Below are 26,882 nucleotides of genomic sequence, written 5' to 3' on the forward strand. Positions count from 1 at the left end.
CGGTCATCCACGCGTCCACGCACCGCCGAACGCGCCGAGCCTCAACGATGAGCGCGGCGGCCGCTCGCGATCTTGTACTCGTCACTCAGACGTGATCACGAGCGGCTGCCGTCGCTGGTTGGACCTGCTCCCGATCACGAGATCGCATTGACCCATGCCGCGTCTGCGCCGGTCGTACGACGAAGGGCGGCGGCCGTGCTAGCGACGTTCAAGGCGGGAGGCGGCTGACCGTGCGAGGTGGCGAGGTAGGTGCAGATCCCAGTACAAGGCGCACCGCGTGGCACCGGCCGTCCACACCGATTCGACTTCAGCCGGTTCGGGGACTCCCCAGCCGAAGCTGACTCCGGACAGCCGGAAAGTCTCCACGACCTCCCCGACGAAGTCCTCGAATCCCGCCTTGTCGCCGAACTCGCGGACATAGTCATCGAGCAGATCCTTGTGGCCGATCCAATAGCTGGAGAGGTGGTTGGTGTCAAAAATCTGCGGCAAGGCCCGCACCGCGTCCAGCGTTTCCACGATCATGCTGATCTGGGGCTGCCTGTCGTATCTTGCGCCCCACGCGCTGGCCGGTATGACCTGTCGAGGTCGTTCTCCCCGGGGAGGATAGGTCAGGCACGTCCACGCGCGTTGTATCTGGTCCACGGTGCGAACGCGTGGCAATACGATCTCGTCGACGCCCATGTTCGCGAACGTGACGAGCGAGTCCGGGTCGATCGTCGGAACACGGATCAGGGTGCTCACGCCGCGCCCGGAGAGCCGGTGCACGACGTGGCTGGCCGCGATGGCGGACAGACCGGTGTATTCGGCGTCAAGCCACAGAAAGTCCATTCCAGCCTCGGCAACCGAATCGATCAGAATCGGGTCAGAGGAAGAAGTCAGCAAGCCCAACTGGTGCGAGCGGACATCGTTCACGGCCTCAGCCATTGTCGGACGCTCCGGAACCCAGCCAACCGCGTCGCGCGCCGGTCACGAGACCCAAAGAACTCATCCCCGTTGAGAAATTCATTTCCCGAACCATCTCCGTTCGGCTGATCGCTGATAGTGACCAGCATCGCTCTCGGTAATGCTGCTGACAATCGACCCACGACGGAGCCACCCTCAGCCCGTCTCGGCGCCTGCTGTGAGGCCGGGCGGCGCTTGCGCCTCGGCTGATGGCGCACGAGCCTCGCCGGCGCCGTCCTCGACGCTGCCGGGCCAACGAGTCGCTCCACCCAACCGCGCCATCAGGTTGCGAGTGATGGCGACGATGATCGGGTCGCGGCCCTCGATGCCGTGGACCCAGTCGGTGCAGCCGGTCGTGAAGACCGTGCCGCCCCGCGTGTACACGCCCATGACGGCGTTTCCATGCCCGAGCGCACGCACTCGCGGCTCCATCTCCGACTCCGGGGTGATGCGTGGGTCGACGCCGAACACACGCCACTGCGTGTATCCCAGGTCGGACAGGTCGCCGTCGACCCCCGAGTTCGTAGGCGGCAGATCCTCATTCGCCCAGAGCCGCGCCGGCGACGTCGCGAGGATCTCGAAGCTCTCGGGCGTGCCGTCGCGGTGCGTCGGCACCGGCAGCCCGTCCTCACCGTAGGTGAGCTCACAGCCGTCGGCCTCGTACCCGACCACGCCGTGCTCGGCGCCGATCAAGTCGCCGTAGCGGACGTCCGTGCCCTCGAAGACCCAGTGGTCCGGCCGCCAGACGAGGTAGCCGCCCGGCCCACGCGCGACGCCGTGGCCGGCGCGCACATAGCCACCCCGGGTGAAGCTGACGCCGGTGAGGTGGTTCTCGGGCCGCCCCACGACGCTGTCCGACCACATGCCACTCTGCCGTTCGGTACCGCGAAGCGGATCCTCTCGTGGTGCCGCGTACTTGTACGAGACCATCACGCGACCCTCATCCTCGAAACGCACCTGCCAATAGACGGCGTTGCCGGTCAGGAACATGACGTTGCCGCCGCCGGTGATGAACTCCTCCATGGAGTCGCGCATTGCCCATGACCAGTACTCGTCATGGCCGACGCTCACCACCAACTGCCGGCCGTCGAGCACCTCGGGCCGGAACTCCAGGTCCGAGCTCACCGCGAAGTCGAACTCGATCCCCTCTTCCTCCGCCCAGGTGATGAATGGCCGCTCCCACTGGTAGAAGCCGGCCCCGTAACACCACCCGGACAGGCGATGCGCGTCGACCGTCGCGCGTTGCGTGCGGAACGCCGGGTCGAAAGTGCCCATCGCAGTGGCTGCCCGCAGTCGCAGGTCAGGTGGACGCGTCAGGAAGCCGGGTGCGAACGGCCGCTCGAACGACACGCGCGCACCGCCCGTGTAAAGACTCAGGCTGTGGTTCCAGTCGTTGTACGCGTTGTAGGTGGTGTCGGTGAGCAGGAGCAGGATCGGTGAACGCCGCTCGGGCGAGGCGCGCAAGACGAAGAACGCCGGCAGGTTGAGCCCGCGATCGTCCTTGCCCGGCCACTCGAACGACACCTCGTAATAGCCGGGCCGCCAGTCCGACGGCAGCACGAGCTCGAAGGAGGCCGGCCAACCGCATCCCCGCGCGCCCACGTCCGCGGGGATCTCACGCCGGTGTCCCTCGATCCCCTTGGCTGTCCACACGACCTCACGCGTGCGCCCGCAGCGGGCGATCTCGATGTCGAAGGAGGGCACATCGGCGGTGCAGTGGACGGTGAGCGTCTCGCCCGGTGCGTAGCTTCGCCCGCCCGCGTAGCCCTCGACTGCGGCGCGAAGCATGTTGCCTGGAGATTTCATCTGCTGCCTTCCAGTCGTCGCCGTCGCCGTCACCGCCCGTCCGGTCAGGGACGGGCGGCACAAGCGATCATGAGAGGAACCGTGCGGGATCGAGGAGACTCGCGTCACAGGATGTCCGCAGCCATCGCCCGTGGACGACGAGGTCGCGGACCAGCTCGCCGGTCACCGCGGCCAAGTGGATGCCTCGGTGAGTATGGCCGGTGGCCAGGAGCACCCCTTCGCAACCCGGCACCGGGCCGATGATCGGCCTGGCGTCGCGTGAGAGCGGCCGGATACCCGTGATGTGCTGCCCGACCGTGGCGAACTCGATGGTGGGCAGAACCTCGGTCGCCTGTGTCAGGAGTTCGGCGCGCGCCTCGGGGCTTGGCGCCGGGTGCGGTTCGGCGATCGCGGCACCCTGGTCGACGATCCAGTTGTCGCGGTCATCGAAGTCGCGTCCGCCCGTGCTCCCGATGCTGAGGTAGCCGTCCAGGCGGCTGATGAGATGACCGCGACGAGGAGTCGAGAGCAGCACCTGGAGCGGCGGGGACGGCCAGCGCAGCATCAACCGCTCGCCCCGAAGCGGCCGGACCGGCACCTGGTAGTCGAACCAGTCCGACGCGACGGCGGCCGAAGCGCCCATCGCAAGGACAACGGTGTCGCAGGAGATCGTCCCTTGGCGGTGACGCACGCCCGTCACTCGGCCGCCGCTCCACTCCAGGCCCGTCGCCACCGTGGAAACGAGCGTCGCGCCGAATCGCTCGGCCGATCGCATGAAAGCCTGCGACAGAAGGTCCGCCGGGACCTGGATCGCCTCCGGCTCCAGGGCGGCGCCGCGGACCTCGCGACTGATCCGCGGTTCGATCGACCGCACCTCGTCCGGCGTCAGCCACCGGGTGTTCATGACCTCCGACTGCCAGGTCAGGTCGGCCCGGACCTGCGCCTCTTCGTCGTCGTCGATCGCCAGCCGGAGGGCCGGGCGGCACTGGAAGCCAGTGGTGATTCCTGAGAGGTCCTCGACGACGGGAACGATCTCCTTCGTCGAGTAGTGCCCCTGCACGCCCCAGCGTAAGTAGTCCACGTCGTCGAAGTCGGCGGAGATGGAGTACATCGCTCCAGTCGCGCATGTCGAGGACCCGGCGGCCACCCGATCCTGTTCGAGGACCACGACTCTCATCCCCGCCGCCGCCAGATGAAAGGCGCACGCAGTGCCAACGGCCCCGGCGCCGACGACCACGACGTCAGGGTTCCGGTATTCCTCCACTTGCTAACTCCAATCAGGTAGTCGACCTTAGTAGAATACTGGTGTTATTCGATTAGTATATTAGCAGAGTATGGCCGCCGGAATCCAGTCACGCGCGGAGCACGAACGGGTCGTCCGCCGGACCTTCGCCGGTGTTGATCCAGACACTCTTGAGCCGGGTGTACTCACCGATCACGTGCGTGCCCTGCTCGATTCCCATGCCGCTGTTCTTGAAGCCCGACCGTGGGGACATCGGCGACGTCGACCGATAGGTGTTGACCCACACCGTGCCGGCGTCGAGCCGCGACACGACCCGATGAGCGCGAGCCAGGTCGCGGGTCCACACTCCGGCCGCAAGGCCGAAACCCGTGTCGTTCGCCAGGGCGAGCAACTCGTCCTCGGTGTCGAACGGCATGATCGCCACGACCGGACCGAAGATCTCCTCCTGGCACACGCGCATGCCATTGTCGGCGTCGACGAAGACGGTCGGCTCGAAGAAGAACCCGTCGAGGCCGTCCACCGACGCTCGGCCTCCGCCGGTGACCACGCGAGCTCCCTCGGCGACACCGAGCGCGACGTACTTCTCCACCCGGCTGCGCTGACCGGCGGTCGCGAGCGGCCCGAGTTGCGTCGTGGGATCCAGCGGATCCCCGAGCCGGATCGCCTGGGCGCGCGTGCGGACCTGCTCGACTATCTCGTCGTAGACCGGGCGTTGCGCGAACACCCTGCTGCCCGCGACACAGGTCTGGCCGGCCGCCGCGAAGACGCCCGCCACGATGCCGACGGACGCGTTGTCGATGTCGGCATCGGCGAAGACGATGTTGGGCGACTTACCGCCCAGCTCGAGGGTGGTGCCCACGAAGCGGAGCCCGCAGCTCCCGGCGATCGCCGACCCGGTCTCAGAGCTGCCGGTGAAGGACACCTTGGCGACCAGCGGATGCTCGACCAGCGCCCTGCCGGCCTCGTCGCCGTGCCCGGTCACCACGTTGACGACGCCGGGCGGGAACCCGGCTTCGGCGAACAACGGCGCCAGCTGCAGCAAGGAAGCCGACGTGTGCTCGGATGGCTTGACCACCACGGTGTTACCCGAGGCGAGAGCGGGAGCGAGCTTGGTGGCCGTGAGCAGCAGTGGCGAGTTCCATGGCGTGATCGCGACCACGACCCCCAGGGGCTCGCGCAAGGTGTAGTTGAGGATGTCACGGTGCGAACCTGGAATGGTCTCACCGTGGATCTTGTCGGCGAGTCCGGCGTAGTAGTGGAAGTACTCGGGCAGACTGGCGAGTTGCGCCCGCATCTCGGTGAGCAGCTTGCCGTTGTCGAGCGTCTCGGTTCGGGCCAGATCCTCACCGTGCTCAGCGATGAGTTCCGCCAGCCGCCGCAGCAGCGCGCCTCGCTTGGTCTGTGTGACGTCGCGCCACGCCGGGTCGTGGAACGCGGCGTGGGCGGCCCGGACGGCGGCATCCGCGTCGACGGCGTCACCACGAGCGGCGTAGTAGCACGCGCGGCCCGTCGTCGGGTTCACGCTCTCGAAGTAGTCGCCGCGGTTCGGCGCGTGCCTCGATCCGGCGATGTAATGGTCATGGCGGGGAAGCGGTCCCTCGGTCACCGTCCACCTCCTCAAGGTCGCGATCTCGTGGCCGGCAATGGGTGTGGTGCCTCCGACGACAGGAGACGGCGGACCTAGTCAGGCCTGCCGCCGTCCTGCGCGACGGGTACCTCGACCGACGATCCGGCCCGCGTGAGCGGCACGTCACCCGGCGGAGCGTGGTCCAGCTCGAAAGCACGGATGCAGGCGACCCGGTGAGCGTCCGCGACCCGTTCGGGTGTCAGCGTCTCGAGCGTCGGATCCGTCTGCGCGCAGGATTCCTGCGCCAGCGGACACCGCGGGCGGAAGCGGCAACCCGAAGGGAGGTCGAGAAGGTCCGGCGGCTCGCCTGGAAGGATCGGACGAGCCACGTCTCGTGACCGGTCCGGGTTCGGCACCGCCGCCAGCAGAGCTCGGGTGTAAGGGTGCGTCGGCGAACGGAGAACCGCCTCGGGACTGCCTTCCTCCACGAGCCTCCCGGCATACATGACCGCGACGCGATCTGCGTACTGCGCGGCGGTGACGAGGTCATGGGTGATCATCAGGATCGCCAGGCCGGCGTCGCGGAGGTCCGCGAACAGGCGGAGCACTCCGGCGCGCAGAGACACATCGAGCATCGACACCGGCTCGTCGGCGATCAGCACCAGCGGATGCAGGACGATCGCCGCCGCGATCGCCACCCGTTGCAGCTGGCCGCCCGACAGTTCGTGCGGGTAGCGGTCCAAGTACGTCTCGGCGTTCGGGATCCCGGCACGCGCCAAGGCCTCGATCACCAGAGCGCGCCGGGCCGGCGCACTTCCGCCGACTCGGTGGACGAGCAGGGGTTCGGCCACCACCTCACCGACCGTGCAACGCGGGTCCAGGGCCTCGTAGGGATCTTGGCAGATCAGTTGGATCGAGCGGAGAATCCCACGGCGACCGCGTCCGCGAGCCTGGACCAGGTCGGCACCCGCCACCCTCACCGTGCCGGCCGCAGGTCTGACGAGTCCCACGGATGCGAGTGCGGTCGAGGTCTTCCCGCAGCCCGACTCGCCGACCACAGCCACCAGCTCACCGCCGCGGACCGTCATGGAGAGCCCGTCCACGACCTGCTTGGCCCCGTATCGCACGGTCAGCCCGTCGATCTCAAGCGCTGGGGTCTTGGTCATCACGGCCGGACCTTGGACGCCGAGTCGTACAGATGACAGCGAACTCGTTGCATGCCGGAACCGACGGGCCAGACATGCGGAGCCGAGGAGGCGCAGGGGCCGAAGTGGCGCGGACATCGGGCCACGAAGCCGCAGCCGGGGACCGCCACGCCGGCCGCGGGAGGAGTTCCCGCGATCGACACGAGCTCCCGGTCGCGATGCGCGAGGCTGGGGCTTGCCGCGATCAAGAGCTGGGTGTACGGATGCGCGGGGTCGTGGTAGAGGGTGTCGATCTCTGCGGTCTCGACCACCTCGCCGGCGTACATCACCGCGGCCCGGTCACAGACCTCGCCTATCACGCCCATGTCGTGCGACACGAGGACGAGTGCCGCGCCGAGCTCGGCGCAGGCGCGTTCGAGAGCCGTGAGCACCTGCGCTTGCACGATCACGTCGAGCGCTGTCGTCGGCTCGTCGGCCAGCAACACCCGGGGTTCGCACACCACCGCCATGGCGATCGCCACGCGCTGGCGCATGCCGCCGGACAGCTCATGTGGATAGCGTTCGGCGACCTCTGCGCGGAGGCCCACCAGCTCGAGCACGTCTGAGACGCGGCGCCTCACGGGCACCTCGGATCCACCGACCATCCGGCCCGCGGCCTCGGCAATCTGCCGGCCGACCGTTTGGACAGGGTTGAGGGCGTTCATCGCGCTCTGGAACACGACGGCGATGTCCCGCCAGCGGTGCGCACGGACGTCCCGCTCCCCGTCGCCCAGGATGTCCACCCCGTCGACCAGAACGTCGCCGGCCACCGAAGCCCGGTCGGACAGGAGTCCCATGAGTGCCATGAGCGTTGTCGTCTTGCCGCAGCCGGACTCACCGATCAGGCCGAACCGTTCGCCGCTCCGCACTGTGAAGGAGACGTCCCTGACCAAGTGCAGGTCACGCTCCCCGGAACGCAGCCAGACGTTCAGACCCCTGACTTCCAAGCAAGGCGCAGTCACCGTGATCTCCCTGCAGCGTGCTGTCTGCGGAACGACCGCAGACCCAGATGGGACACTTCCAGCCGCGGATTCATGTGCTGTTCGAGCCGTCTTCCCAGCACTGTCGTCATGAGCACCACGAGCCCGATGGCCAGGCCCGGGGGCAGCAACACCCACCAAGCTCCCGCGTTCGTCGCTCCACGCTGGAACGCGTCGGCGATCATCTGACCCCACGAGGTGGTGTTGCTGTCGGCCAACCCCAAGAAGCGGAGCGCGGCCTCGAAGAAGATCGCGTGCCCGATGGCGAGTGCGGTGCTCGCCGCGAGCAACGGGCCGACTTGCGGCAGCACGTGCCGTAGGAGCGTACGTGCGTGGCCGGCGCCCATCGCCCGCGCTCGCCGGACGAACAAGCGCTCACGCACACTCTTGGCTTGTGCCCGCACGACCCGCGCGGTGCTCTGCCACGACAACAACCCGATGATGAGGATGGTGTTGACCAGCCGGGTGCCGTACAGCGCTGCGATGATGATCATCACCGGAAGCACCGGGATCACGATGAAGAAGTCGGTGACCCGCATCAGCATCTGCTCGAGCCAACCGCCGAAGTAACCGCTGAGGAGACCGACCAGTCCGCCGACCAGGACGGTGATGGCCCCCGCGCAGACGCCGACCAGAAGAGAGATCCGCGCACCCCAGGTCAGCTCAGCCAACACGTCGGCGCCCCCGTCGTCCAGGCCCAGGAGGTGTCCACTCGACGGGGCGGCGTACGACTCCCCCACCTGGAGCCCTGACCCGGCCGGGAAGATCAGCGGCGCCAGGGTGGCGATCACTCCCAGTGCGAGCAGCACCGCTATCCCGAGGCCGAGGCCCGGGTTCCGCCGCACTCCGCGCCAGAGGGCATCGCCGCGCCGTGCGCCGTGTGCCGTGCGAACGGCAAGACTCTCGGTCAACGTGACCCTCCTGTCCTGCGCACCCTCGGGTCGAGAAGTCCGTACGTGGCATCGGCCAGCAAGTTGGAAAGCACGACCGAGACGGTGAACACGAGGAATGCTCCCTGCATCATCGGATAGTCACGCGCGACGATGGAGTCGTAGATCGTGCGCCCGATCCCGGGCCACGAGAAGACCACCTCGACGAGGATCGCGCCACCGACCATCGCGCCCACCGAGAGCCCGATCAGGGCGACGGTCGGCAACAGCGCGTTGCGGAAGACGTGACGGCGAACGATGTATCCCGGACCGAAGCCTTTGGCTCTCGCGGTGCGGACATAGTCGTCACTCAGTGTCTCGACCACCGACGAACGCGTGACGAGCACGTACTGGCCGAACATGACCAGAGCCATGGTCAGTGATGGAAGGACCATATGAGCCGCGACATCGGCGATCCGCTCGCCCAGCGAGGGGTCGATGAGGAATTCGTCGGTCATTCCCCCGGCGGGCAACCAGCCCGACAGCAGGAACAACAGAACCAGCCCTATCCACTGGGCCGGCAGCGAGTACATGAACGTCGCGAACCCGACCGAGGCGTGGTCCAGCGGCCCGCCGCGGTGTGAGCCGGCCAGGACGCCAAGCGTGATGCCGATGACGACCGCCAGCAGAACTCCGAGCGCGACCATCGGCAACGTGTTGCCGATGGCCTCCACGAGGTTGCCGCGGACCGGCTGCTTGTTGACGAAGGAGACACCCAGGTTGCCTTGGGCCAGTTGTTCCAGATAGCGGAAATACTGCACGAGGATCGGGCGATCGAGCCCGAACTCGCGATTGAGCTGCTCCTGGAGGGCGACGCTGCCTTGCGGGACGCGGCTGAGTTGCGCGGTGGGGTTTCCAGGGGCCAGGCGGAAGAGGAAGAAGTTGAACGTGATCGCTGCCCAGACCAGCACCGCCGCACTCAGGATGCGGCGTACGATCGCGCTGCCCATAGTCGTCACTGGTGCCCACGCCTACGCTGGGCGGATGTCAGTGAACTGATCGCGCGAGATCGCGTTGAACGGCCCGAAGCCGGACATGTGGTAGCCGGTGAACTTCGAGCCCGAGGCCGAGAGCGCGTCGACGTAGCACAGGGCGAGCATCGCACGGGCGTCGAAGAACCTGCGCTGCATCTGATACACCTTCTCCCGGCGAGCCGCCGCGTCGAGCGTGGCGTTCTGCTCGACGTAGAGACGGTCATATTCGGGATCGCTGTAATGACAGTTGTTGAAGCCGCCGATCGAGTCCGTTATGAAGTGATCGAGCACCGCTGATGGGTCCGGGGAAGCCGGTAAGAAGCCCCAGACGGCCACATCGTTGGTGAGGTACTTGCCATCGGGTGCGCTGATGGCGTCGATCATCGCGCTCGCGTCGAGTGTGCGGGAGGTCACCTTCACCCCGACCTGCTCCCAGCCGCTGCTGATGATCTGCACGATCCGGCTGCCGCCCGCGAGCCCGCTGGCGAGGTTGACGGTGTAGGACATCGGCTCCGAGTTGGCGATACGAATTCCGTCGGGCCCACGCTTGTAGCCGAGGTCGTCCAGGATGCTGTTCGCCGCCGCGACATCGAAGGGGTCGGGCGTGATGCTCGAGTCATGCCAGTCCCCCATTGCCGGATAGACGAGTGAGCTGCCCGGCCGGCCCATCTCGAACAGCACCACCTTCACGATGCGTTCGCGATCGATCGCCAGCGACAACGCCTTCCGTACCTTCGGATCGAGCAGTTCTCGATGTTTCGTCTTCTTGGGATTGACGTTGAAGTACAGGTTGTTCATGACGAACCCGGGCGCTTGCTCGACCTTGATGTTCTTGGTCCGCAGCTTGTCCACGCCGGCCCCTACCGCGCTGGGCGAAAGCAGAGCCACCGCATCGATCTGACTGGTTTCCAGCGCTTTGAGCATCGCGTCCGGCGAACCGAAAGTCAGGAAGCCGAGGGTGGTGATCGACTGCTTGGCGCCGTACCAATCCCGGTGCTCTTTGAGCAGGACGATCTGCTTCGGCGTGTACTTCTCCAGGACGAACTGCCCGCCGCACACGACCTTCTCGTTGAACGTGAAGCTCTTCAAGCCGGCACCGTCCCCGGCTGCCGGGGCCGTCCACACATGCTTGGGCAGGATCACCACGCGGGAGAGCAGTGCCAGCGCATTCGCGATCGGCTTGCTGTAGGTCACGACGAGTGTCTTGGCATCCTCGGCGACCGCCTCGGTGATCCCCACGACGTACTGAGCGAGCAGCGCGGCGGCCGAACTCTTCAGGCGCACGAGGGTGTTGATCGTGAATTCGACATCCTCCGCGGTGATCGGCTTGGCGTCTGACCACTTGCCGTTGGTGCGGAGCGTGAAGGTGATCTTCTTGCCGTCGTCGCTGACCGCGTATCTCTCCGCCAGATCAGGTGTGAGGGTGAATTCACTGCCTTCCTGACGTGTCAACGTGGGAAACATGAGGTGCGTCGCGATGACGGCGGCGGCGCTCTGTTGCACGAAGGGGTTGAGCGAATCCATCTCGGAGGTCAGGCCGATGCGCAAGGTGTGCTTCTTGGCCTCGCCGGATCCCGATCCTTCACCGCACGCCGTGAGCAGCGCCGGTAGACCGGCAACCGCGAGCCCGCCGGCGCCCAGCCTGAACAGCATTGCTCGGCGAGTGATTCCCTTGTCACCGGGCGAGGCCGTCTCCGCGACGCCCCTTGTTCGATCGTCAAACATGTGAATGCCTCCACTCGCTAAAAGCATGCTGCTCGTCGGCAGGCCGAGTCGTTTCGGCCTGACCTTGAGATGGTTCTGTCAGGTGTATCTGAGGTCGCCGCGCTCGTTCAGTTCTCCGCCCGAGACGCGACGGGTGACGTCGACCAGGTCGGCGATGAACTCGGCCACCAGTTCGTCATCGACCGCGTCGCACGTCAGGTGGAGCAACTCCGGGTGCCTGACACCGAACAGCGACCAGCCGCGACTGGCCAGACCCTGCCCGACCACCTTGATGTCGAGTTCGGCTGACCCGATCGTCACGAGCGAGAGCTCGCTTCCGACCGAATGAAGTTCGGGGATCTGCTCGATGGCGGCCAGGATCTGATCACGCACCGACATCGTTCTCTGGGCCGTACGCAGGTATCCCTCGTGGCCAAGGAAACGCATCACTGCCCAAGCCCCCGCTACCGCTCCCCCTGGGCGCGATCCGACGAAGGCATCCGTCTTGTACGGACCGTTCGACCACTCCTCGGTGGCGAATCCTTGGTAGCGCCTGCGCTCCTCGTCGGCGTAGAACAAAGCCGAGCACGGTTTGGGTGCGTATCCATATTTGTGCAGGTCCAGGCTGACCGAACAGACCCCCTCGTGCTCGAATGCGAATTCAGGCACCGCATATCCGAGCTCTCGCACGAAAGGAGTGAGGCAGCCACCGACGCAGGCGTCGACGTGCAGCCATAGGTCGCGTTTTCTGGCCAGCGCCGCGACCTTGCCGATCGGGTCGAACACGCCATGCGGCCACGCCGGCGCAGAGGCGATCAGCCCCACCGTGCTGTCGGTGATGGCGGCCTCCATCGCCTCCAGGTCGACGCGGTACTCCCCATCCAGAGGAACTCGCACAAGCCGGACGCCCAGGTAATGGCACGCCTTCGTGAAAGAAGCGTGCGCGGAGAACGGCGCGATTATCTCGGGTTCCACTCCCGGCCGATGCTCTCGTGCCCACTCTCGCATGGAGTGCACCGCGTTGAAAAGGCTGTCCGTTCCACCCGAGGTCAGCACGCCGCATTCGGGGGTCGTGGACAATAGAGAAGCCCAACCGGACAGCAGTTCTTGCTGCATCAGGCCGATGCTCGGCAACATGCGAGCAAATAGGCCATTGTAGCTGAAGAACCGTTCGTATCCTCGGTGCGCCACATCTTGGATGTCGGCATTCCCGCGCAGCGAGAACATGCCGAACCTTCCCCGGCGTACGTCTGGATCTTGTGCGCGAAGGCCGTCAAGCATCGCCTCGACTTCGGCCATGGTCGCACCCAGCGGAGGAAAGTGATCCATTGCGACTGGGGCGAGGTTCTGGTCATCAGCCACTTACTAGCTCCGATCCTGGTAATCACCGGATGAGGTAGAATATCAGCGCGACGCCGCTAGTATGCCACAGGTATCGCTGGTGGACTAGAGCTTGGTGAGGTAAAACCAGATGCCTGCTACACAAATCGATAACGACGAGGATGCGGCGTTGGCCGCAGGTGGAGGGAAGCCGCGATGCGCTTGACCCCCAGTGAGCGCGATCGGCTGCTGCTGTTCACGGCGGCCGAACTTGCCCGGGCTCGCCGCGCGCGCGGGCTTCGGCTGAACGTGCCGGAGGCCACCGCGCTCATCGCCGACGCGGTGTGCGAGGCGGCGCGTGATGGCGCCCGGCTCGCCGAAGCGGTCAGCGTCGGCCGCACCGTCCTCACCGCAGCCGATGTGCTACCCGGCGTGGCGGATGTGCTCACCGAGGTCGCCGTCGAGGCCGTTTTCGATGACGGCACCCGGCTGGTGGTGGTCGACGAACCGATCCATGGCGTGAGCCTCGCCGAGGAGGCGCCCGGCGCGATCTTGGCCGGGGATGCTCCGGTGCCGCGGCTCCGCGAGACCGTGACCGTGACCGTGACGAACACCGCCACGGTGCCGATCAGCGTCAGCTCGCACTTCCACTTCTTCGAGGTCAACCGGAGACTGTCCTTCGACCGCGCGGCCGCCTATGGCTTCCGGGCCGCGTTGCCGGCCGGGTCGACGATCCGGTTCGACGCGGGCCAGACGATCGACGTGGCGCTGACGCCGATCGCCGGCGCACGGGTCGCGATCGGCTTCGCCGGGCTGGTCGATGGACCGTTGGACGCGCCGGGCGCACCCGAGCGGGCGCTGCGACGCGCACACGCGCTCGGCTACCTGGACAGCGGACGGGAGCGGACATGAGAACCGGACGCAAGCGGCTCCCCTCCGCTGTGGCGGCGTGCCCGGCTCCGGCGGTGCGCCGATGAGTCCGCTGAGCCCAGAGGAATACATCGCCTGCTACGGGCCGCGGCGCGGCGATCGGATCCGCCTCGGCGACACCGGGCTCGTGGTCGAGGTCGAACACGACGCCTCCGAACCGGGCGAGGAGTTCGTCGTCGGATTCGGCAAGACCGCGAGGGACGGGCTGCACCTGCTCGCCGCACCGGTCCGCGCCACATGCGATCTGGTGATCAGCAACGTGGTCGTGATCGACCCGATGCTAGGCGTCCGCAAGGCGTCGATCGGCATCCGGGACGGGCGCATCGCCGGGATCGGCCGCGCCGGCAATCCGAACACTCTCGGCGGCGTGGACGTCGTGGTCGGCACCGGAACGGCGATCGTGCCGGGCGAGGGTCTGATCGCCACCGCGGGCGCGATCGACACGCACGTGCATCTGCTCTCACCGCGGATCATGGAGGCGTCCCTCGCCTCAGGCGTCACCACGATCATCGGCCAGGAGTTCGGCCCGGTCTGGGGAGTCGGGGTCAATTCGCCCTGGGCGCTACGGCATGCCTTCAACGCCTTCGACGCCTGGCCGGTGAACATCGGCTTCCTCGCCCGCGGCTCTTCCTCGGATCCTGCGCCGCTCGTCGAAGCTCTCGCTCAGGGTGGGGCGTGTGGATTCAAGGTGCACGAGGACATGGGCGCGCACCCCCGTGCGCTGGACACCGCGCTGCGCGTGGCCGAGCGGCATGACGTGCAGGTGGCCCTGCACACCGACAGCCTCAACGAGGCCCTCTGCGTGGAGGACACCCTCGCGGTGCTGGCCGGGCGCACCATCCACGCCTTCCACATCGAGGGGTGCGGTGGCGGGCACGTCCCCAACGTGCTGCGCCTGGCCGGCGAGGCCAACATCATCGGCTCTTCGACCAACCCCACGCTCCCCTTCGGGCGCGACTCGGTCGCCGAACACTTCGACATGATCGCAGCCGTGCATCTGCTCAACACCGAGTTGCCCGGCGACGCCGCGCTCGCCCGTGATCGCATCCGCGCCGGGACGATGGGCGCGGAAGACGTGCTGCACGACCTGGGAGTCATCCCGATCACCTCTTCCGACGCGCAAGGCATGGGCCGCGCCGGCGAGACGGTGCGGCGGACCTTCGCGATGGCCGCCAAGATGAAGGCCCAGCTCGGAGCCGAGAACCCGCGCCACGACAACGAGCGGGTCCTGCGTTACCTCGCCAAACTCACCGTCAACCCCGCCCTGGCCCACGGGCTGGCTCACGAGGTCGGCTCCTTGGAGGTCGGCATGCTCGCCGACATCGTGCTCTGGCAGCCCTCCTACTTCGCGGCCAAGCCCGAGCTGGTGCTCAAGGCGGGGTTTCCCGCGTACGGTGTAACCGGTGATCCGAACGCGGCCATCGATCGCGCCCAGCCGCTCGTGCTCGGCCCGCAGTTCGGCGCTCACGGCGCCACGCCGGCAGACCTGTCGGTGGCGTTCGTCAGCCAGGCGGCCGCTCAAGCCGGTGACGACGCCATGACCACCCGGCGTCGCCGCGTTGCCGTCCGTGGCACCCGGGGCATCGGGCCCGCGACCATGATCCGCAACGACCGCCTCGGCGAGGTGCGTGTGCGGCAGGACACCGGCCAGGTCACTCTCGACGGCGAGCTCATCGGCTCCAACCCGGCGGACACTGTGTCGTTGAGCCGGCTGTACTTCCTCTAACTCGTTGCAAGCTCCGTGATATCTTGGCGGTATCTATTCTTGGCGTCGACGTGATGTATGAACGTGTCCTGTGCCGGATTGTCCTGATATCAAGCGGTCACAGCACAGGGCGGCACATTCGCCGGCCTCGGCCGAGTTGACCCGTTCCAGTAAGGAGCACTCAATGGCCAGACAAAGTTCGGTCCAGTCACCTGGGCGTGCTGCGAGACCGCGCCTTGCCGACGTGGCATACGAGCGGCTTGTCAAGTTGATTCTCTCCGAGCTCCCAGCCGGCTCGCGGCTTTCGGAGACGGAACTGGCCTCAAGGCTGGGGATGTCGAAGACCCCCGTCAGGGAGGCGCTCCTCAAGCTGGAGAACGAGGGCCTGGTGTTGCCCATTCCGCACGTCGGATATCTCATTCCCTACCTCTCGTACTTGGAGCTAAGGGAAGCGCTGGAGGTGCGAGAGGCCGTCGAAGGCTATTTGGCCATGCTCGCCGCCGACCGAATTTCCGACACGGAGCTCGCCGAGCTCCGGAAGGCTTTTGATGAGGGGCAGGCGTCTCTGGGAGCAGATCCTGCATCGGATATTTCGACAATGAAGGAGCTGAATTCGGCTCTGCACGGGAGCATCATGCGGGCCGCGGACAACAGCAAGATGGATCAGATCTTGGCCGCGGTGCGCAACCAGGTGGACCGCGGCATCAAGGAACTGGTCGGGAACGATGTCAGCAGATACCGGCAATCATTTGAACAGCACCTTGCCATCCTGTCCGCCCTCGAAGCCCACGATCCCGCCCAAGCCGAGCGAGCAATGCGAGACCACATCGGATCAATCAACGCCCACATTCTCCGCCGGTTCCGATGACGCCTATCCACATGCCTGGCCGGCGAGCGAGAGAAGCCGTGGGATCGCGTCCGCGATGGTGGTGAATCGTTCACCCCGCTGTGGTCGGATCCGCAGTCGTGCGTGGACTCCTTGAAAGATCGCGGCGAGCTTGAGGTACCCAAGGGCGGTGTAGTGGTCAAGATCGTCGGGCGGGGTGGTGCCGACCGACGCGTAATACTCGATGAGTTCGTGACGGGTGGGAAAGCCCGGGTGCTGGGTGGCTCCCTCGGCGATGCCGATGCGCGCGCGCTCGTCGTCGGCGGCCTCGGCCCAGTAGACGAGGAGCAAGCCGAGGTCGCACCACGGGTCGCCCACAGTGGCCAACTCCCAGTCCAGTACGGCGCGGAGACGGAAGTCGTCGCCGAAGACGGTGTTGTCCAGGCGATAGTCGCCGTGGACCAGGACGGCGGCCGTCCCAGCTGATCGAGACTCCGCCCACGATGAGAGCCTGGCGGCTACATCGTTGAAGGCCCGGGTCAGTCTGGGGGGCGGATCGCCGGCCTCCCATTGGCGTCGCCACACGGACAACTGCCGGGCGGCGAACGGCGTCGTCGACGACGATCTGCGTGGATAGGTGGTGACGTCCAACTGGTGCAGCCGAGCCAGGGCGCCGATGAACTCATAGGAGGCCCTTGCCCGTTCGGCGGGAGTGAGCCGTGCGGTGTCTCGCGCGGAGGCAAGGGTTCGGCCCGCTTCCCAGGACATGATGTAGGAACTGCCCAATGACGAGGAACCGCTGAAGAGCGACAGCGGCTTGGGAGCCGCGTAGCACTGTCCGGCGAGAAACCGCAGCGTGCTGAACTCGCGTTCCATGTCGTGGGCGGTCGGCAGAACATGGTCTCGTGGTGGACGGCGAAAGACCCAGGTGCCCGCGGCCGGGATGGATCCTCCGCAGGGCTCGATGACTCCTCGGACCAAGTAGGTCTCGTTCGAGATCCCGGCCTCGATGCGTTCGAGTCGCAGTGCGCCGGGCACCCCGTGGCCGTCGGCGACCAACAGCGCCTTCAGCTCCAGGGCGTTCCTGACCAGAGCCGCTTCATGTTCGACTCCAGGTAGTCCTGGCTCGTCATGCGGCGAGTTCTCATGGGGAGGATTCACGTGCCGGCCGCTCCATCCCGGTAGCCGAAACCAGGTCGCCGTAACGCGCCGCCGCCTTCGCGCGGCGCGTCGGCACGTGGTCTTGGGGGAAGACCGATGCCGTGAACCTCTTCAGCTCGCTACGGGCTACCGACTGCATATGCACCTCGTCAGGGCCGTCGTAGATACGAGCGGCCCGAGCGGCCCGGTACATCGCTTCAAGCGGCAGGTCCGCGGAATAGCCCAGAGAACCACATGTCTGAATGGCGCGGTCGATGACATCGTGCAGGACACGGGCGCCGAAGTATTTGATCATGGAGATCTCGACGCGTGCGTTCGGCGCGCCGGCCTGATCCATGGTCCACGCGGCATGCAAGGTCATCAACCGAGCGGCGTGCATCTCCGCCTTGCTCATCGCGATCCAGTTCTGGACCGTCTGCTTGTCGGCCAACAGCCCGCCGTGCGCGGTCCGGCTTACCGCCCGCTCGCACATGATCCGGTACGCCCGGTTCGCCTGTCCCAGCCAGCGCATCGCGTGATGGATGCGCCCCGGCCCCAGCCTCTCCTGCGCCAGCCGGAATCCTGCTCCCCGTCGCCCCAAAAGGTTGTCCGCCGGAACCCGGACGTCCCTGTACCGCACCTCGGAATGGGACCAGAACGTGCCGTAATGGGGAGATGGGTTCTCCATTGTGGAGATATCACGTACTACGTCCACGCCCTCCGTGTCCGCGGGCACAATGATCATGGAATGCCGGTTGCCACGCGCGGCGTCCGGATCCGTCAGCGCCATCACGATCAAGATGTCGGCGCTCGAACCGTGCGTGGTGAACCACTTGTGGCCGTTGATCACCCAACTGTCACCGTCGAGAACCGCCGTGGTCTGGAGCAGGTGCGGATCCGACCCGGCCGTGTGCGGCTCGGTCATGCTGAAGGCTGAGGACAGGTCGCCCGACAACAGCGGCCTCAGCCAGCGCTCGGCCTGGTCTTCGCGACCCGTCTCCTTGACGGCCAACGCCATCAACTCGCTGTTGCCCGAGTCCGGCGCGTTGTTGCCGAACACGTAAGGAGCCAACGGCGACTCCCCGATGACCTCGTGCATCAGACCGAGCCTCAACTGCCCGAAACCGGTCCCCCCCAACTCGGGCGGCAGATGCGCGGCCCAGAGACCACGCGCCTTCACCTCTGCCTGCAACGGCGACACGACAAGCTTCAGCCGACGTCGATCAAGATCGAGCAGCTCGAGCGGAAAGACGTGCTCACGTACGAACTCGCGCATCCACTCCAATGACGCTTCGAATTCCGGCTCGGTCGAAAAATCCCAGGTCATACAGCCCTCCGACGTGTCGGTGCCTTCGTGGCCGCGACGGCGGCCTCATGGAGGGACTCGCTGAAAGTCGGGTGCGGATGCACCGTCAGCGCGATGTCCCACGGACTTGCGGCAAGTTCGATCGCGAGCGTGAGCTCACTGATGACGTCTGACGCGTGAGGGCTCACGACCTGTGCGCCGATGACCAGGTCACGGTCAGGGTCGATGACGAGGCGAGCGAATCCGTCGGTGTCAAGCGCCGACGCCCGCCCTGACGCCTTCAAGCTCGCGGTGGCGGTCCGCGCCTCGATTCCCATGGACCGGGCGGTGTCGAGGGTGAGACCTGTCGTCGCGATCTCCGGGTCAGTGAAGATGACGCTCGGGATCGTCGCGGTATCAAGTTCTGTCGGGTGCCCGAGGAGCGACTCCGCGGCCACGATGGCCTGAGCGCTGGCCCGGTGCGCGAACGCGGGTCCCGGCGTCACGTCGCCGATCGCGGCGAGACCGGGGCGGACAAGACACTTGGCGTCCACGACGATGAGCCCATCATCGGTTACCGGCACATCGGCCATGTGGAGCCCGAGATCGTCCGTATTCGGAACTCGGCCAGCGGTGACGACGACGACGTCGGCGGGGATGACCTGCCGGCCACCGTCCTCACCGGCGACGAGCAGACCCTCGCTGGTCAGCTCGACCGGTCGCGTCGACAACAGGATGTCGACGCCGAGCTTGCGAAGCCCCTTCCTGACCGGCCGGACCAGGTCACCTTCGAGGCCCGGAAGGAGCCGCGGCCCGATCTCCACGACTGTCACTTGGACGCCGAGCTTGGCGTAGGCGGTTCCGAGTTCGAGTCCGATGTAGCCTCCGCCGACGATGACCATCCGGCCCGGCAGCACCCGAAGATCGAGAGCGCCCGTAGAGTCGACTACTCGGTCGCCGTCGACCGGCAGGAGGGGCAGTTGCCGCGGACGGCTGCCGGTGGCGATGACGCATCGCTCGAAGTCAATGAAGCCGACTCCGTTCGCTTGCTGGACCGCGACACGTCTCCTTCTGTTGAAGCGGGCCTCCCCGTCGACGATCAGGATGTTGAGGGCCTTCATCCGCCTCGCGATGCCTTCGGCCAGCCGAGCGGACGCCGCGGTTCGCCGCTCCCACGCCCCGACCACGTCAGGGCGCCAATCAGCGATCTGGCCGGCCGCGAGCCGACGCACGCATTCGACCTGACGGGCGAACTCGATCAACGCCTTGGACGGGACACACCCTTCGTGGAGACAAACCCCTCCCAGACCCGGGACACCGCGTCGCTCCACCAGGACGACCTCTGCGCCGAGTTCCGCCGCCCGCAGAGCCGCGACATAGCCGCCGACACCGCCGCCGATCACAAGGAACTCGGCGCGCTCAGCGACCTCTCCGACAACCACAGCTTCTCCTTCAGAGTTCCGTCAGGAGGAGATCCGGCTCTTCGATGAACCGGAGGATGGTGTTCGTGAACGCGCAGAGATCCGAGCCGTCGAGGACCCGATGGTCACCCACGACGGTGACCCCCATCGTGGGCGCGACGACTGCTCGTCCCTCCCTTGCCACGACGCCATCCCGGACAGCGCCGAACGCCACGGCCCCCGCTTCTCCGACGCGCAGCAATGGTGACCCGTGGTCTGCGCCGAGCGGTCCCAAGTTGTTCACCGTGAAGGTGGCTCGGCCCATGTCGGATACCGGGAGGGTCCGATCGAGCGCCCCGTCGGTGAGTCGTCTCAGCTCGTCGTTGAGCTCCGTGAGCGTCAGCGCGTGCGCATTCTTGACCACTGGCACGACGAGTCCTTCGGGACCGGCTATCGCGAGTCCGAGGTCGACGACGCCGTCGATGTGGATCCTCCCGGCTACGACATCGAGTCTGGCGTTCAGGATGGGGTGCCTTCTCAGTCCAGCGAGAGTGATGCGCGCCAGCAACGACACAAGGCTCAGGCGATGACCTTCCGGTCGCATCCCGGCGAGGCGTCGCTTCAAGTCCAGTAACGCTGACACGTCCGTGGTTCGCCAGTCGTAGATGTGCGGAACGGTCTTGATCGATTCTGTGAGGACCGAGGCGATTCGCGCTCGCACACCCCGGAACGGGACGGACGAGGAAGCCCCTCCGCCTGGTTCGGTTCGCCTCTTACGCTCGATGGCAGGATCCGCCGGCGGCCGCGCGGTCGTCGCCGATGCCTCGGCGACGTGGCGCTCGAGATCCGCACGGGTTACTCGGCCGTTAGGACCCGAAGCGGTGACCACGTCGAGGTCGACTCCTCGCTCTTTGGCCATGCGACGGACCAGGGGCGACGCCTTGATCCTCAGCGCTCGAGGTGCCGCCGTTGGCCCGAGCACGGCAGTGCTCCGCGCCCGCGAGGTCGTCGCCTCGCCCCTACCCGGCGCTGAGTCCTCCGCCACGGTCAGGCCGAGCACGTCGGCGGACTCCGCATCGGTCGTGACGGCCATGAGAACCCCGCCGACTGGGACGACCGTCCCGGCTTCTCCGCAAACGGTGGCGATGCGTCCCCCGACCGGAATCGGCAACTCGACGACGGATTTGGCCGTCTCCACGGAGACGACGACCTGATCCGCCCCGACGGTGTCACCTGGACGCACGTGCCATTCGATGATCTCGGCTTCTTCCAGCCCTTCGCCGACATCGGGCAGCTTGAACTCGTAGCGGCTCACTCGCTGGTCACCTCACGAATGGCCTCAAGCACGGCATCGACCGACGGCAGGTAGATCTCTTCGACGCCGGGCAAGGGATATGGAGCGTCGGGGGCGCCTACACGTCGCACTGGAGCCTCTAGGTCGTAGAAGGCTTCTTCGACGATGGTGGCTATGACCTCGCTCGCGAATCCCCCCGTCACGGGCGACTCTTGGACAACCACGACGCGGCCGGTCTTGGCCGCGGCAGTGGCGATGCTCGCTACGTCCAAGGGAATCAGTGACCGAAGGTCGAGCACCTCGACCGAGACGCCGAGCTCCTCACCTGCCCGGACCGCCGCTTGCTCCGCCAGCTGCACCGAAGCGCTCCACGCGATGATGGTCACATCGTCTCCGGCACGTGCCGTGCGGGCAGATCCGAGCGTGTCGCCGCCGGCGCTCTCGGACACGTCTCCCTTGACCAGCCGGTAGCCCTTGAGCGGCTCGAGGAAGAGGACGGGATCCGGATCGGCGATCGCGGCAATGAGCAGAGATCGCGCGTCCGCCGGATTCGAGGGTGCCACGACCTTCAGGCCCGGACAGTGGGCGAACTGTGCTTCGAGAGCGTCCGAGTGCAGCTCAGGCGTCCGGACGCCGCCGCCGAATGGCGCTCGAATCGTCATCGGCATCGGATAGCGACCTTGGGAGCGGTGGCGAAAGCGCGCTACTTGAGCGGCGATCTGATGAAACGCTTGATGAGCGAAGCCCAGGAACTGAATTTCCGGCACGGGAATCATGCCGCCGGCGGCGAGGCCCACGGCGGTGCCGATGATCGCTCCCTCGGCCAGAGGGGTGTCGACGACCCGGTGACGCCCGAACTGTGCTTGCAGTCCCGCCGTCGCCCTGAAGACGCCACCGAGCCGTCCGACGTCCTCGCCCAGGACCACCACGCGATCGTCGGCGTACATGCTTTCCCGGAGTGCGAGGTTGATCGCCTCGATCATGTTCATCGTCGTCATGACGGCTCCTGGCCGTGACGTCTCGCCGTCTCAGCAGCCTGTCGAGCAAGGCGTTGTGTGGGCCTGGCGAAGACGTGATCGAAGACCTGTGAGTAGTGCGGCCGCCTGGCCTCCGCGGTCTCCGCGGCGTGCTGGGCTCGACGTGCATGGCCGGCAAGCAGCTCGGTGTCGCGGTGTTCGTCCCAGAGGCCCTGCGAGATGAGGTGTGTTCGCAGGCGGACGATCGGGTCGAACTCAGCCATCGCCTCCATCTCGCCCTCCGCGACGTATCGGGTGTGATCGTCCGCGGTGTTGTGGGGCCCCAGTCGATAAGTGATCGACTCGATGAGTGTCGAACCTTCGTCGGCTCGGGCTCGGGCGACGGCTTCCTTCGTCACCTCGTACACGGCGACCACGTCGTTACCGTCGACCGTCGCGCTGGCGACTCCGTAACCCTGGGCGCGGCTGGCGAACGAACTGGCCGCCGTCTGTGCGCTGCGCGGGGTGCTGATGGCCCAGCCGTTGTTCTGCAGGAAGAAGATCGCCGGTGCGCGAAGGACACCGGCGAAGTTCAGCGCCTCATGGAAGTCCCCTTCGGATGAGGCCCCGTCACCGAAGTACGCGATGGCCACGTCGTCGAGGTTCTGCAGTCGGCGAGCCCACGCCAGGCCCACCGCATGGGGAAGCTGCGATGCCAAGGAGATCTGTACTGGAAGGATGCGCACGTCGTCGGGGATCCGACCCCCGGACATGTTGCCCATCCAGTACATGAACCACAGGTCGAGAGGTAGCCCATGGACGAGGCACGCGCCCAGCTCACGGTATTGGGGCACGATCCAGTCCTGTCCGACCGTGAGTGCCATGGCGGATCCCACAACGGACGCCTCCTGGCCCTTGGTCGGGGAAAAGGTGCCGAGGCGGCCCTGCCGTTGCAGGGTGAACGCCCGTTCGTCTACGACACGGGACAGCGTCATCCACTTGTAGGCGTCCACCAGCTGCTCAGCGGTCATCGAGTGTCCGGGACCGGTGAGCTGTCCGTCTGGATGGAGAAACCTGACCGCGTCAGCCGGAAGCTTGTCTGGCGTTCCCGCGAATGACTCGGTGGTACGCACGGCCGTCACCTCGTTCCATAGGGCGCAAAGCGATGTCGTGGTAATATATCGCTGGAATCCTAGCGGTGTAAAGATGAACGCTGATCTCTCCGGCTGTGCCCGTGGTGAGCCACGGTGCCTTCGTACCGTACGCTGTACGGTTGTGAGTTCTTCCATCGATCTGGTCCGGCAGGCGGTCGTCTTCGAGCCGGGCGATCCGCCCAGGGCCGGCCGGATGGCCTTCCTCGACCCCGGCGGCGACACCACGGTGACGGTCGTCGAGCAGCACGGCGGCGGGCTCCGCACCCGCGAGGCCACCGTCGTGCGGGTTCCCGTCGCCGAGGCCGTGGCCACCCTGGCCAGGGCGCGCCGCGACGAGAGCGCGCACCCCGCCGCCCGCTTCTGGGGCGCCGCCGCGCTGGTGGCGCTCCAGCTGGTCACCCGGGGACGCATCCTGCCCGCGGTGACGGACGGCGACCACGACGCCTGGCGGGCGGGGCCGTTCGACGCGGCCGACGTCCGGCGCATCAAGGAACTGGCCGACGCCATGCCCGCCACGGCGCGCGCCGTACCCCTCGGACCACCCGCCGCCGCGGCGGACACAGCGGACACGGCGGACGCGTCGGCGCTGTTGCTGCCCGACGCGGAACGGCAGGTGCGGGCTTTCCTCGACGCGGTGGCCGACGCGATGCCGCGCTCCCCCGGCGCGGTGCGCGCCACCGGCACGTCGGCGTTCGCGTCGGCCAGGCCGGTGAAGGCGCCGCGGCTGCGCGAGTGGGCCGACGAGGTCGCGGCCGGGCTCGACTCCGGGGTGCGGCTGTCGCTGCGCCTGGAGGCCGACGACCCGGTGGCCGGGGAGTTCCGCGCCGTCGCGCAACTGCACAGCCTGGCCGATCCGTCGCTCGTGGCGGACGCCGCCGACCTGTGGGAGGGCCGCGATCCCGGGTTCGGCGGCCGGGCCCGGATCGACGCCACCATCGCGGTACGCCGGGCCGCCCGCGTCTGGCCACCGCTGGAACGGCTGCTCGACAGCGCCGTCCCCGACGAGCTCACACTGTCCGACGGCGACGTCGAGCAGTTGCTGGCCGGGGCCGCCGAGCGGCTGGCCGCGGCCGGGGTGGAGGTGCACTGGCCCCGGTCGATGGTGCGCGGCCTGAGCGCCCGCGCCGTCCTCGGCGGGCGCGACGCGGCGCCGTCGGACCTGCCGTCGTTCCTCGGCGGCCACCACCTGACCAGCTTCGACTGGCAGCTCGCGCTCGGCGGCGAGCCGCTCACCGCGGCCGAGATGGACCGGCTGGCCGAGGCGCACCGCCCGGTCGTACGGCTGCGCGACCAGTGGGTGCTCATCGACCCCGACCTGGCCCGCAAGGCCCGCCGGCGTGACCTCAAGCCGCTGACCGCCCTCGACGCGCTCGGCGCCGCGCTGACCGGCACCGTCCAGGTGGCGGAGCTCGACGGCGAGCAGGTGCCGGTGGAGCCCAGCGCCTGGCTGCGCGACCTGCGCGACCGTCTCGCCGAGCCCGAGGACATCGGCCCGCCCGACGGGCTGGCCGCGACGCTGCGCGACTACCAGCTGCAGGGGCTGCGCTGGCTGGCCAGGATGACCTCGCTCGGGCTCGGCGGCTGCCTGGCCGACGACATGGGCCTGGGCAAGACGATCACGCTGATCGCCCTGCACCTGCACCGCCGCGGCAGCGGGCCCACGCTCGTCGTCTGCCCCGCCTCGCTGCTGGGCAACTGGGAACGGGAGATCGCCAGGTTCGCCCCCGGCGTGCCGGTCCGCCGCTACCACGGCGCCGCCCGCGCGATGGCCGACGACGGGTTCGTCCTGACCACGTACGGCACCATGCGGCTGGACGCCGACCGGCTGGCCGCGCAGCCGTGGGGCCTGCTGGTCGCCGACGAGGCCCAGCACGTCAAGAACCCGACGTCGAGCACGGCCAGGGCGCTGCGCGAGATCCCGGCCGGCGCCCGCGTCGCGCTGACCGGCACCCCGGTCGAGAACAACCTGTCGGAGCTGTGGGCCATCCTCGACTGGACCACGCCCGGCCTGCTCGGGCCGCTGGGCCGGTTCCGGTCACGATGGGCCAAGCCGGTGGAGTCGGGCGACTCCGCGGCGGCCGAGCGGCTGGCCCGGCTGGTGGGGCCGTTCCTGCTGCGCCGCCGCAAGTCCGACCCGGGCGTCGCGCCCGAGCTGCCGCCCAAGACCGAGACCGACCGGCCGGTGGCGCTCACCACCGAGCAGGCCGGGCTCTACGAGGCCGTCGTGCGCGAGATCATGGCGCGGATCGAGGACGCGCGGGGCATGGCCAGGCGCGGCCTGATCGTCAAGCTGCTGACCGGCCTCAAGCAGATCTGCAACCATCCCGCCCAGTATCTGCACGAGGCGGCCCCCAGGCTGGCCGGCCGCTCGGGCAAGCTGGAGCTGCTCGACGAGCTGGTCGACACCATCCTGGCCGAGGACGGCGCGGTGCTGGTCTTCACCCAGTACGTCGCCATGGCCCGGTTGCTGGACCGCCACCTGACGGCCAGGGGCGTCGCCACCCAGCTGCTGCACGGCGGCACGCCGGTGGCCCGCCGCGAGGAGATGGTCCGCCGCTTCCAGGACGGCCGGGCGCCCGTCTTCCTGCTGTCGCTCAAGGCGGCCGGCACCGGTCTCAACCTCACCCGCGCCGACCACGTCATCCACTACGACCGCTGGTGGAACCCGGCCGTCGAGGACCAGGCCACCGACCGCGCCCACCGCATCGGCCAGAGCAGGCCCGTCCAGGTGCACCGGCTGATCGCCGAGGGCACGATCGAGGACCGCATCGCCGCGATGCTCGCCGCCAAGCGCTCCCTGGCCGAGTCGGTGCTCGCCTCCGGCGAGGCCGCGCTCACCGAACTGACCGACGCCGAACTCGCCGCCCTCGTGGAGCTCCGATGAACGACGCCAGAGGATTCCCCGCGTTCCCCCCGCAACGCGCCGGCGCCCGCTTCGCCACCACCTGGTGGGGCCGCGCCTGGATCAAGGCCCTCGAGGACACCTCGCTCGACCAGGTCCTGCTGCGCGCGGGCCGCGCCTACGCCAAGACCGGCCAGGTCGGCCCGATCACGGTCAGCCCCGGCCGCATCGCCGCCGTCACCGGCGACGAGTACGACACCGTCGTCCACGTCGAGCGGCTCACCGACGCCGAATGGCGGCGCTTCCTCGACCAGGTGGCCGCCAAGGCCGGGCACATCGCCGCGCTGCTCGACCGCGACATGCCCCACGACCTGGTCGAGGCCGCCGCGGAGGCGGCCGTGCCGCTGTTGCCCGCGGTCGGCGACCTGGAACCGGAGTGCTCCTGCCCCGACTGGGGCCACCCCTGCCGGCACGCCGCGGCGCTCTGCTACCAGGCGTCGTGGCTGCTCGACGGCGATCCGTTCGTGCTGCTCCTGCTGCGCGGGCGCGGCGAGCTGGAGCTGGTCGACGCGTTGCGGGGGCGGGGCGCGCCCGCCGCCGCTCCGGCCGGCACCCCCGCCGCCGAGGCGTTCGCGCTCGGCGTGCCGCCGCTGCCCGGCCCGCCGCCCCAGGACGTGGCGTTCGCGCCGCTCGGGCTGGAGCCGGCTCCGGGCGTGGACGTG

At 67.7% G+C, this 26,882-nt stretch carries 20 protein-coding genes and 1 pseudogene; 5 read left to right on the forward strand and 16 right to left on the reverse strand.

Annotation, left to right across the window (positions count from 1 at the left end):
• Nucleotides 1-198: 198 nt before the first annotated feature.
• From AB0C16_RS11490 to AB0C16_RS11535, 10 genes are all read right to left on the reverse strand, one after another.
• Nucleotides 199-924: an aldolase/citrate lyase family protein gene (locus tag AB0C16_RS11490; protein WP_357681493.1), complete on the reverse strand. Its 726-nt coding sequence runs from the start codon at nt 922-924 to the stop codon at nt 199-201.
• A 174-nt stretch (nt 925-1,098) separates the two neighbouring features.
• Entirely contained in the window at nt 1,099-2,781 is a 1,683-nt protein-coding gene (locus AB0C16_RS11495; protein ID WP_357681495.1) for a N,N-dimethylformamidase beta subunit family domain-containing protein, read from the reverse strand.
• A gap of 34 nt (nt 2,782-2,815) precedes the next feature.
• Nucleotides 2,816-3,991, reverse strand: a complete 1,176-nt coding sequence (locus AB0C16_RS11500; RefSeq protein WP_357681497.1) for an FAD-dependent oxidoreductase — start codon at nt 3,989-3,991, stop codon at nt 2,816-2,818.
• An 88-nt stretch (nt 3,992-4,079) separates the two neighbouring features.
• Nucleotides 4,080-5,576, reverse strand: coding sequence for an aldehyde dehydrogenase (locus AB0C16_RS11505; protein ID WP_357681499.1), 1,497 nt, complete (start codon nt 5,574-5,576; stop codon nt 4,080-4,082).
• 74 nt (nt 5,577-5,650) lie between these two features.
• Complete coding sequence (locus AB0C16_RS11510) at nt 5,651-6,640, reverse strand: ABC transporter ATP-binding protein (RefSeq protein ID WP_357681501.1); 990 nt, start codon at nt 6,638-6,640, stop codon at nt 5,651-5,653.
• Nucleotides 6,641-6,702: 62 nt separating this feature from the next.
• Nucleotides 6,703-7,683, reverse strand: coding sequence for an ABC transporter ATP-binding protein (locus AB0C16_RS11515; protein WP_357681503.1), 981 nt, complete (start codon nt 7,681-7,683; stop codon nt 6,703-6,705).
• A complete protein-coding gene (locus AB0C16_RS11520; protein WP_357681505.1) occupies nt 7,680-8,612 on the reverse strand; it encodes an ABC transporter permease in 933 nt (310 codons plus the stop codon). Before AB0C16_RS11520 ends, AB0C16_RS11515 begins: the two co-directional genes overlap by 4 nt.
• On the reverse strand, nt 8,609-9,580 hold the full coding sequence (locus AB0C16_RS11525; protein ID WP_357681506.1) for an ABC transporter permease: 972 nt from the start codon (nt 9,578-9,580) through the stop codon (nt 8,609-8,611). The genes AB0C16_RS11520 and AB0C16_RS11525 overlap by 4 nt, the downstream gene beginning before the upstream one ends.
• A gap of 21 nt (nt 9,581-9,601) precedes the next feature.
• Nucleotides 9,602-11,329 carry a peptide ABC transporter substrate-binding protein gene (locus AB0C16_RS11530; protein ID WP_357681508.1) on the reverse strand — a complete coding sequence of 576 codons (1,728 nt, stop codon included), beginning with the start codon at nt 11,327-11,329 and terminating at the stop codon, nt 9,602-9,604.
• 78 nt (nt 11,330-11,407) lie between these two features.
• The gene (locus AB0C16_RS11535; RefSeq protein ID WP_357681510.1) at nt 11,408-12,607 is read right to left on the reverse strand and encodes an aminotransferase class V-fold PLP-dependent enzyme; all 1,200 of its coding nucleotides are present in this window, start codon (nt 12,605-12,607) and stop codon (nt 11,408-11,410) included.
• Between the two features lie 237 nt (nt 12,608-12,844).
• Here AB0C16_RS11535 and ureA point away from each other — a divergent pair, with 237 nt between their 5' ends.
• The 3 genes from ureA (at nt 12,845) to AB0C16_RS11550 (ending at nt 16,131) form a co-directional block, all read left to right on the forward strand.
• A complete protein-coding gene (gene ureA, locus AB0C16_RS11540) occupies nt 12,845-13,540 on the forward strand; it encodes an urease subunit gamma (protein ID WP_357681512.1) in 696 nt (231 codons plus the stop codon).
• 61 nt (nt 13,541-13,601) lie between these two features.
• The gene (locus tag AB0C16_RS11545; protein ID WP_357681514.1) at nt 13,602-15,284 is read left to right on the forward strand and encodes an urease subunit alpha; all 1,683 of its coding nucleotides are present in this window, start codon (nt 13,602-13,604) and stop codon (nt 15,282-15,284) included.
• 223 nt (nt 15,285-15,507) lie between these two features.
• Entirely contained in the window at nt 15,508-16,131 is a 624-nt protein-coding gene (locus tag AB0C16_RS11550; protein WP_357681516.1) for a GntR family transcriptional regulator, read from the forward strand.
• A 3-nt stretch (nt 16,132-16,134) separates the two neighbouring features.
• On the opposite strand, the gene AB0C16_RS11555 is transcribed toward AB0C16_RS11550, so the two are convergent.
• Genes AB0C16_RS11555 through AB0C16_RS11580 form a run of 6 tightly spaced genes read right to left on the reverse strand, consistent with a single transcriptional unit; the run spans nt 16,135 to nt 23,195 of the window.
• Complete coding sequence (locus tag AB0C16_RS11555; protein ID WP_357681518.1) at nt 16,135-17,250, reverse strand: phosphotransferase family protein; 1,116 nt, start codon at nt 17,248-17,250, stop codon at nt 16,135-16,137.
• On the reverse strand, nt 17,234-18,556 hold the full coding sequence (locus tag AB0C16_RS11560; RefSeq protein WP_357681520.1) for an acyl-CoA dehydrogenase family protein: 1,323 nt from the start codon (nt 18,554-18,556) through the stop codon (nt 17,234-17,236). Before AB0C16_RS11560 ends, AB0C16_RS11555 begins: the two co-directional genes overlap by 17 nt.
• Nucleotides 18,553-19,956: a dihydrolipoyl dehydrogenase gene (lpdA, locus tag AB0C16_RS11565; RefSeq protein WP_357681522.1), complete on the reverse strand. Its 1,404-nt coding sequence runs from the start codon at nt 19,954-19,956 to the stop codon at nt 18,553-18,555. Before lpdA ends, AB0C16_RS11560 begins: the two co-directional genes overlap by 4 nt.
• 10 nt (nt 19,957-19,966) lie before the next feature.
• On the reverse strand, nt 19,967-21,229 hold the full coding sequence (locus tag AB0C16_RS11570; protein ID WP_357681524.1) for a dihydrolipoamide acetyltransferase family protein: 1,263 nt from the start codon (nt 21,227-21,229) through the stop codon (nt 19,967-19,969).
• On the reverse strand, nt 21,226-22,206 hold the full coding sequence (locus AB0C16_RS11575) for an alpha-ketoacid dehydrogenase subunit beta (RefSeq protein WP_357681525.1): 981 nt from the start codon (nt 22,204-22,206) through the stop codon (nt 21,226-21,228). Before AB0C16_RS11575 ends, AB0C16_RS11570 begins: the two co-directional genes overlap by 4 nt.
• Nucleotides 22,203-23,195, reverse strand: coding sequence for a thiamine pyrophosphate-dependent dehydrogenase E1 component subunit alpha (locus AB0C16_RS11580; protein ID WP_357681527.1), 993 nt, complete (start codon nt 23,193-23,195; stop codon nt 22,203-22,205). The genes AB0C16_RS11575 and AB0C16_RS11580 overlap by 4 nt, the downstream gene beginning before the upstream one ends.
• A 244-nt stretch (nt 23,196-23,439) precedes the next feature.
• Here AB0C16_RS11580 and AB0C16_RS11585 point away from each other — a divergent pair, with 244 nt between their 5' ends.
• Nucleotides 23,440-26,202: a DEAD/DEAH box helicase gene (locus AB0C16_RS11585; RefSeq protein WP_357681529.1), complete on the forward strand. Its 2,763-nt coding sequence runs from the start codon at nt 23,440-23,442 to the stop codon at nt 26,200-26,202.
• Nucleotides 26,203-26,519: 317 nt separating this feature from the next.
• Nucleotides 26,520-26,645 (forward strand): annotated as a pseudogene (locus AB0C16_RS11590) (SWIM zinc finger family protein); the annotation flags it as partial.
• Between the last annotated feature and the right edge of the window lie 237 nt (nt 26,646-26,882).

The sequence above is a fragment of the Nonomuraea sp. NPDC048916 genome (genome assembly GCF_040649575.1).
Lineage (GTDB): Bacteria > Actinomycetota > Actinomycetes > Streptosporangiales > Streptosporangiaceae > Nonomuraea.

Bases quoted from the DNA above. Each gene is read 5' to 3' on its own strand.
- AB0C16_RS11580 (WP_357681527.1), bottom strand. From the start codon at position 23,195: ATGACCGCTGAGCAGCTGGTGGACGCCTACAAGTGGATGACGCTGTCC.
- AB0C16_RS11530 (WP_357681508.1), bottom strand. From the start codon at position 11,329: ATGTTTGACGATCGAACAAGGGGCGTCGCGGAGACGGCCTCGCCCGGT.
- AB0C16_RS11575 (WP_357681525.1), bottom strand. From the start codon at position 22,206: ATGACGACGATGAACATGATCGAGGCGATCAACCTCGCACTCCGGGAA.
- AB0C16_RS11490 (WP_357681493.1), bottom strand. From the start codon at position 924: ATGGCTGAGGCCGTGAACGATGTCCGCTCGCACCAGTTGGGCTTGCTG.
- AB0C16_RS11525 (WP_357681506.1), bottom strand. From the start codon at position 9,580: ATGGGCAGCGCGATCGTACGCCGCATCCTGAGTGCGGCGGTGCTGGTC.
- ureA (WP_357681512.1), top strand. From the start codon at position 12,845: ATGCGCTTGACCCCCAGTGAGCGCGATCGGCTGCTGCTGTTCACGGCG.
- AB0C16_RS11535 (WP_357681510.1), bottom strand. From the start codon at position 12,607: ATGGCCGAAGTCGAGGCGATGCTTGACGGCCTTCGCGCACAAGATCCA.
- AB0C16_RS11560 (WP_357681520.1), bottom strand. From the start codon at position 18,556: ATGACCTGGGATTTTTCGACCGAGCCGGAATTCGAAGCGTCATTGGAG.
- AB0C16_RS11545 (WP_357681514.1), top strand. From the start codon at position 13,602: ATGAGTCCGCTGAGCCCAGAGGAATACATCGCCTGCTACGGGCCGCGG.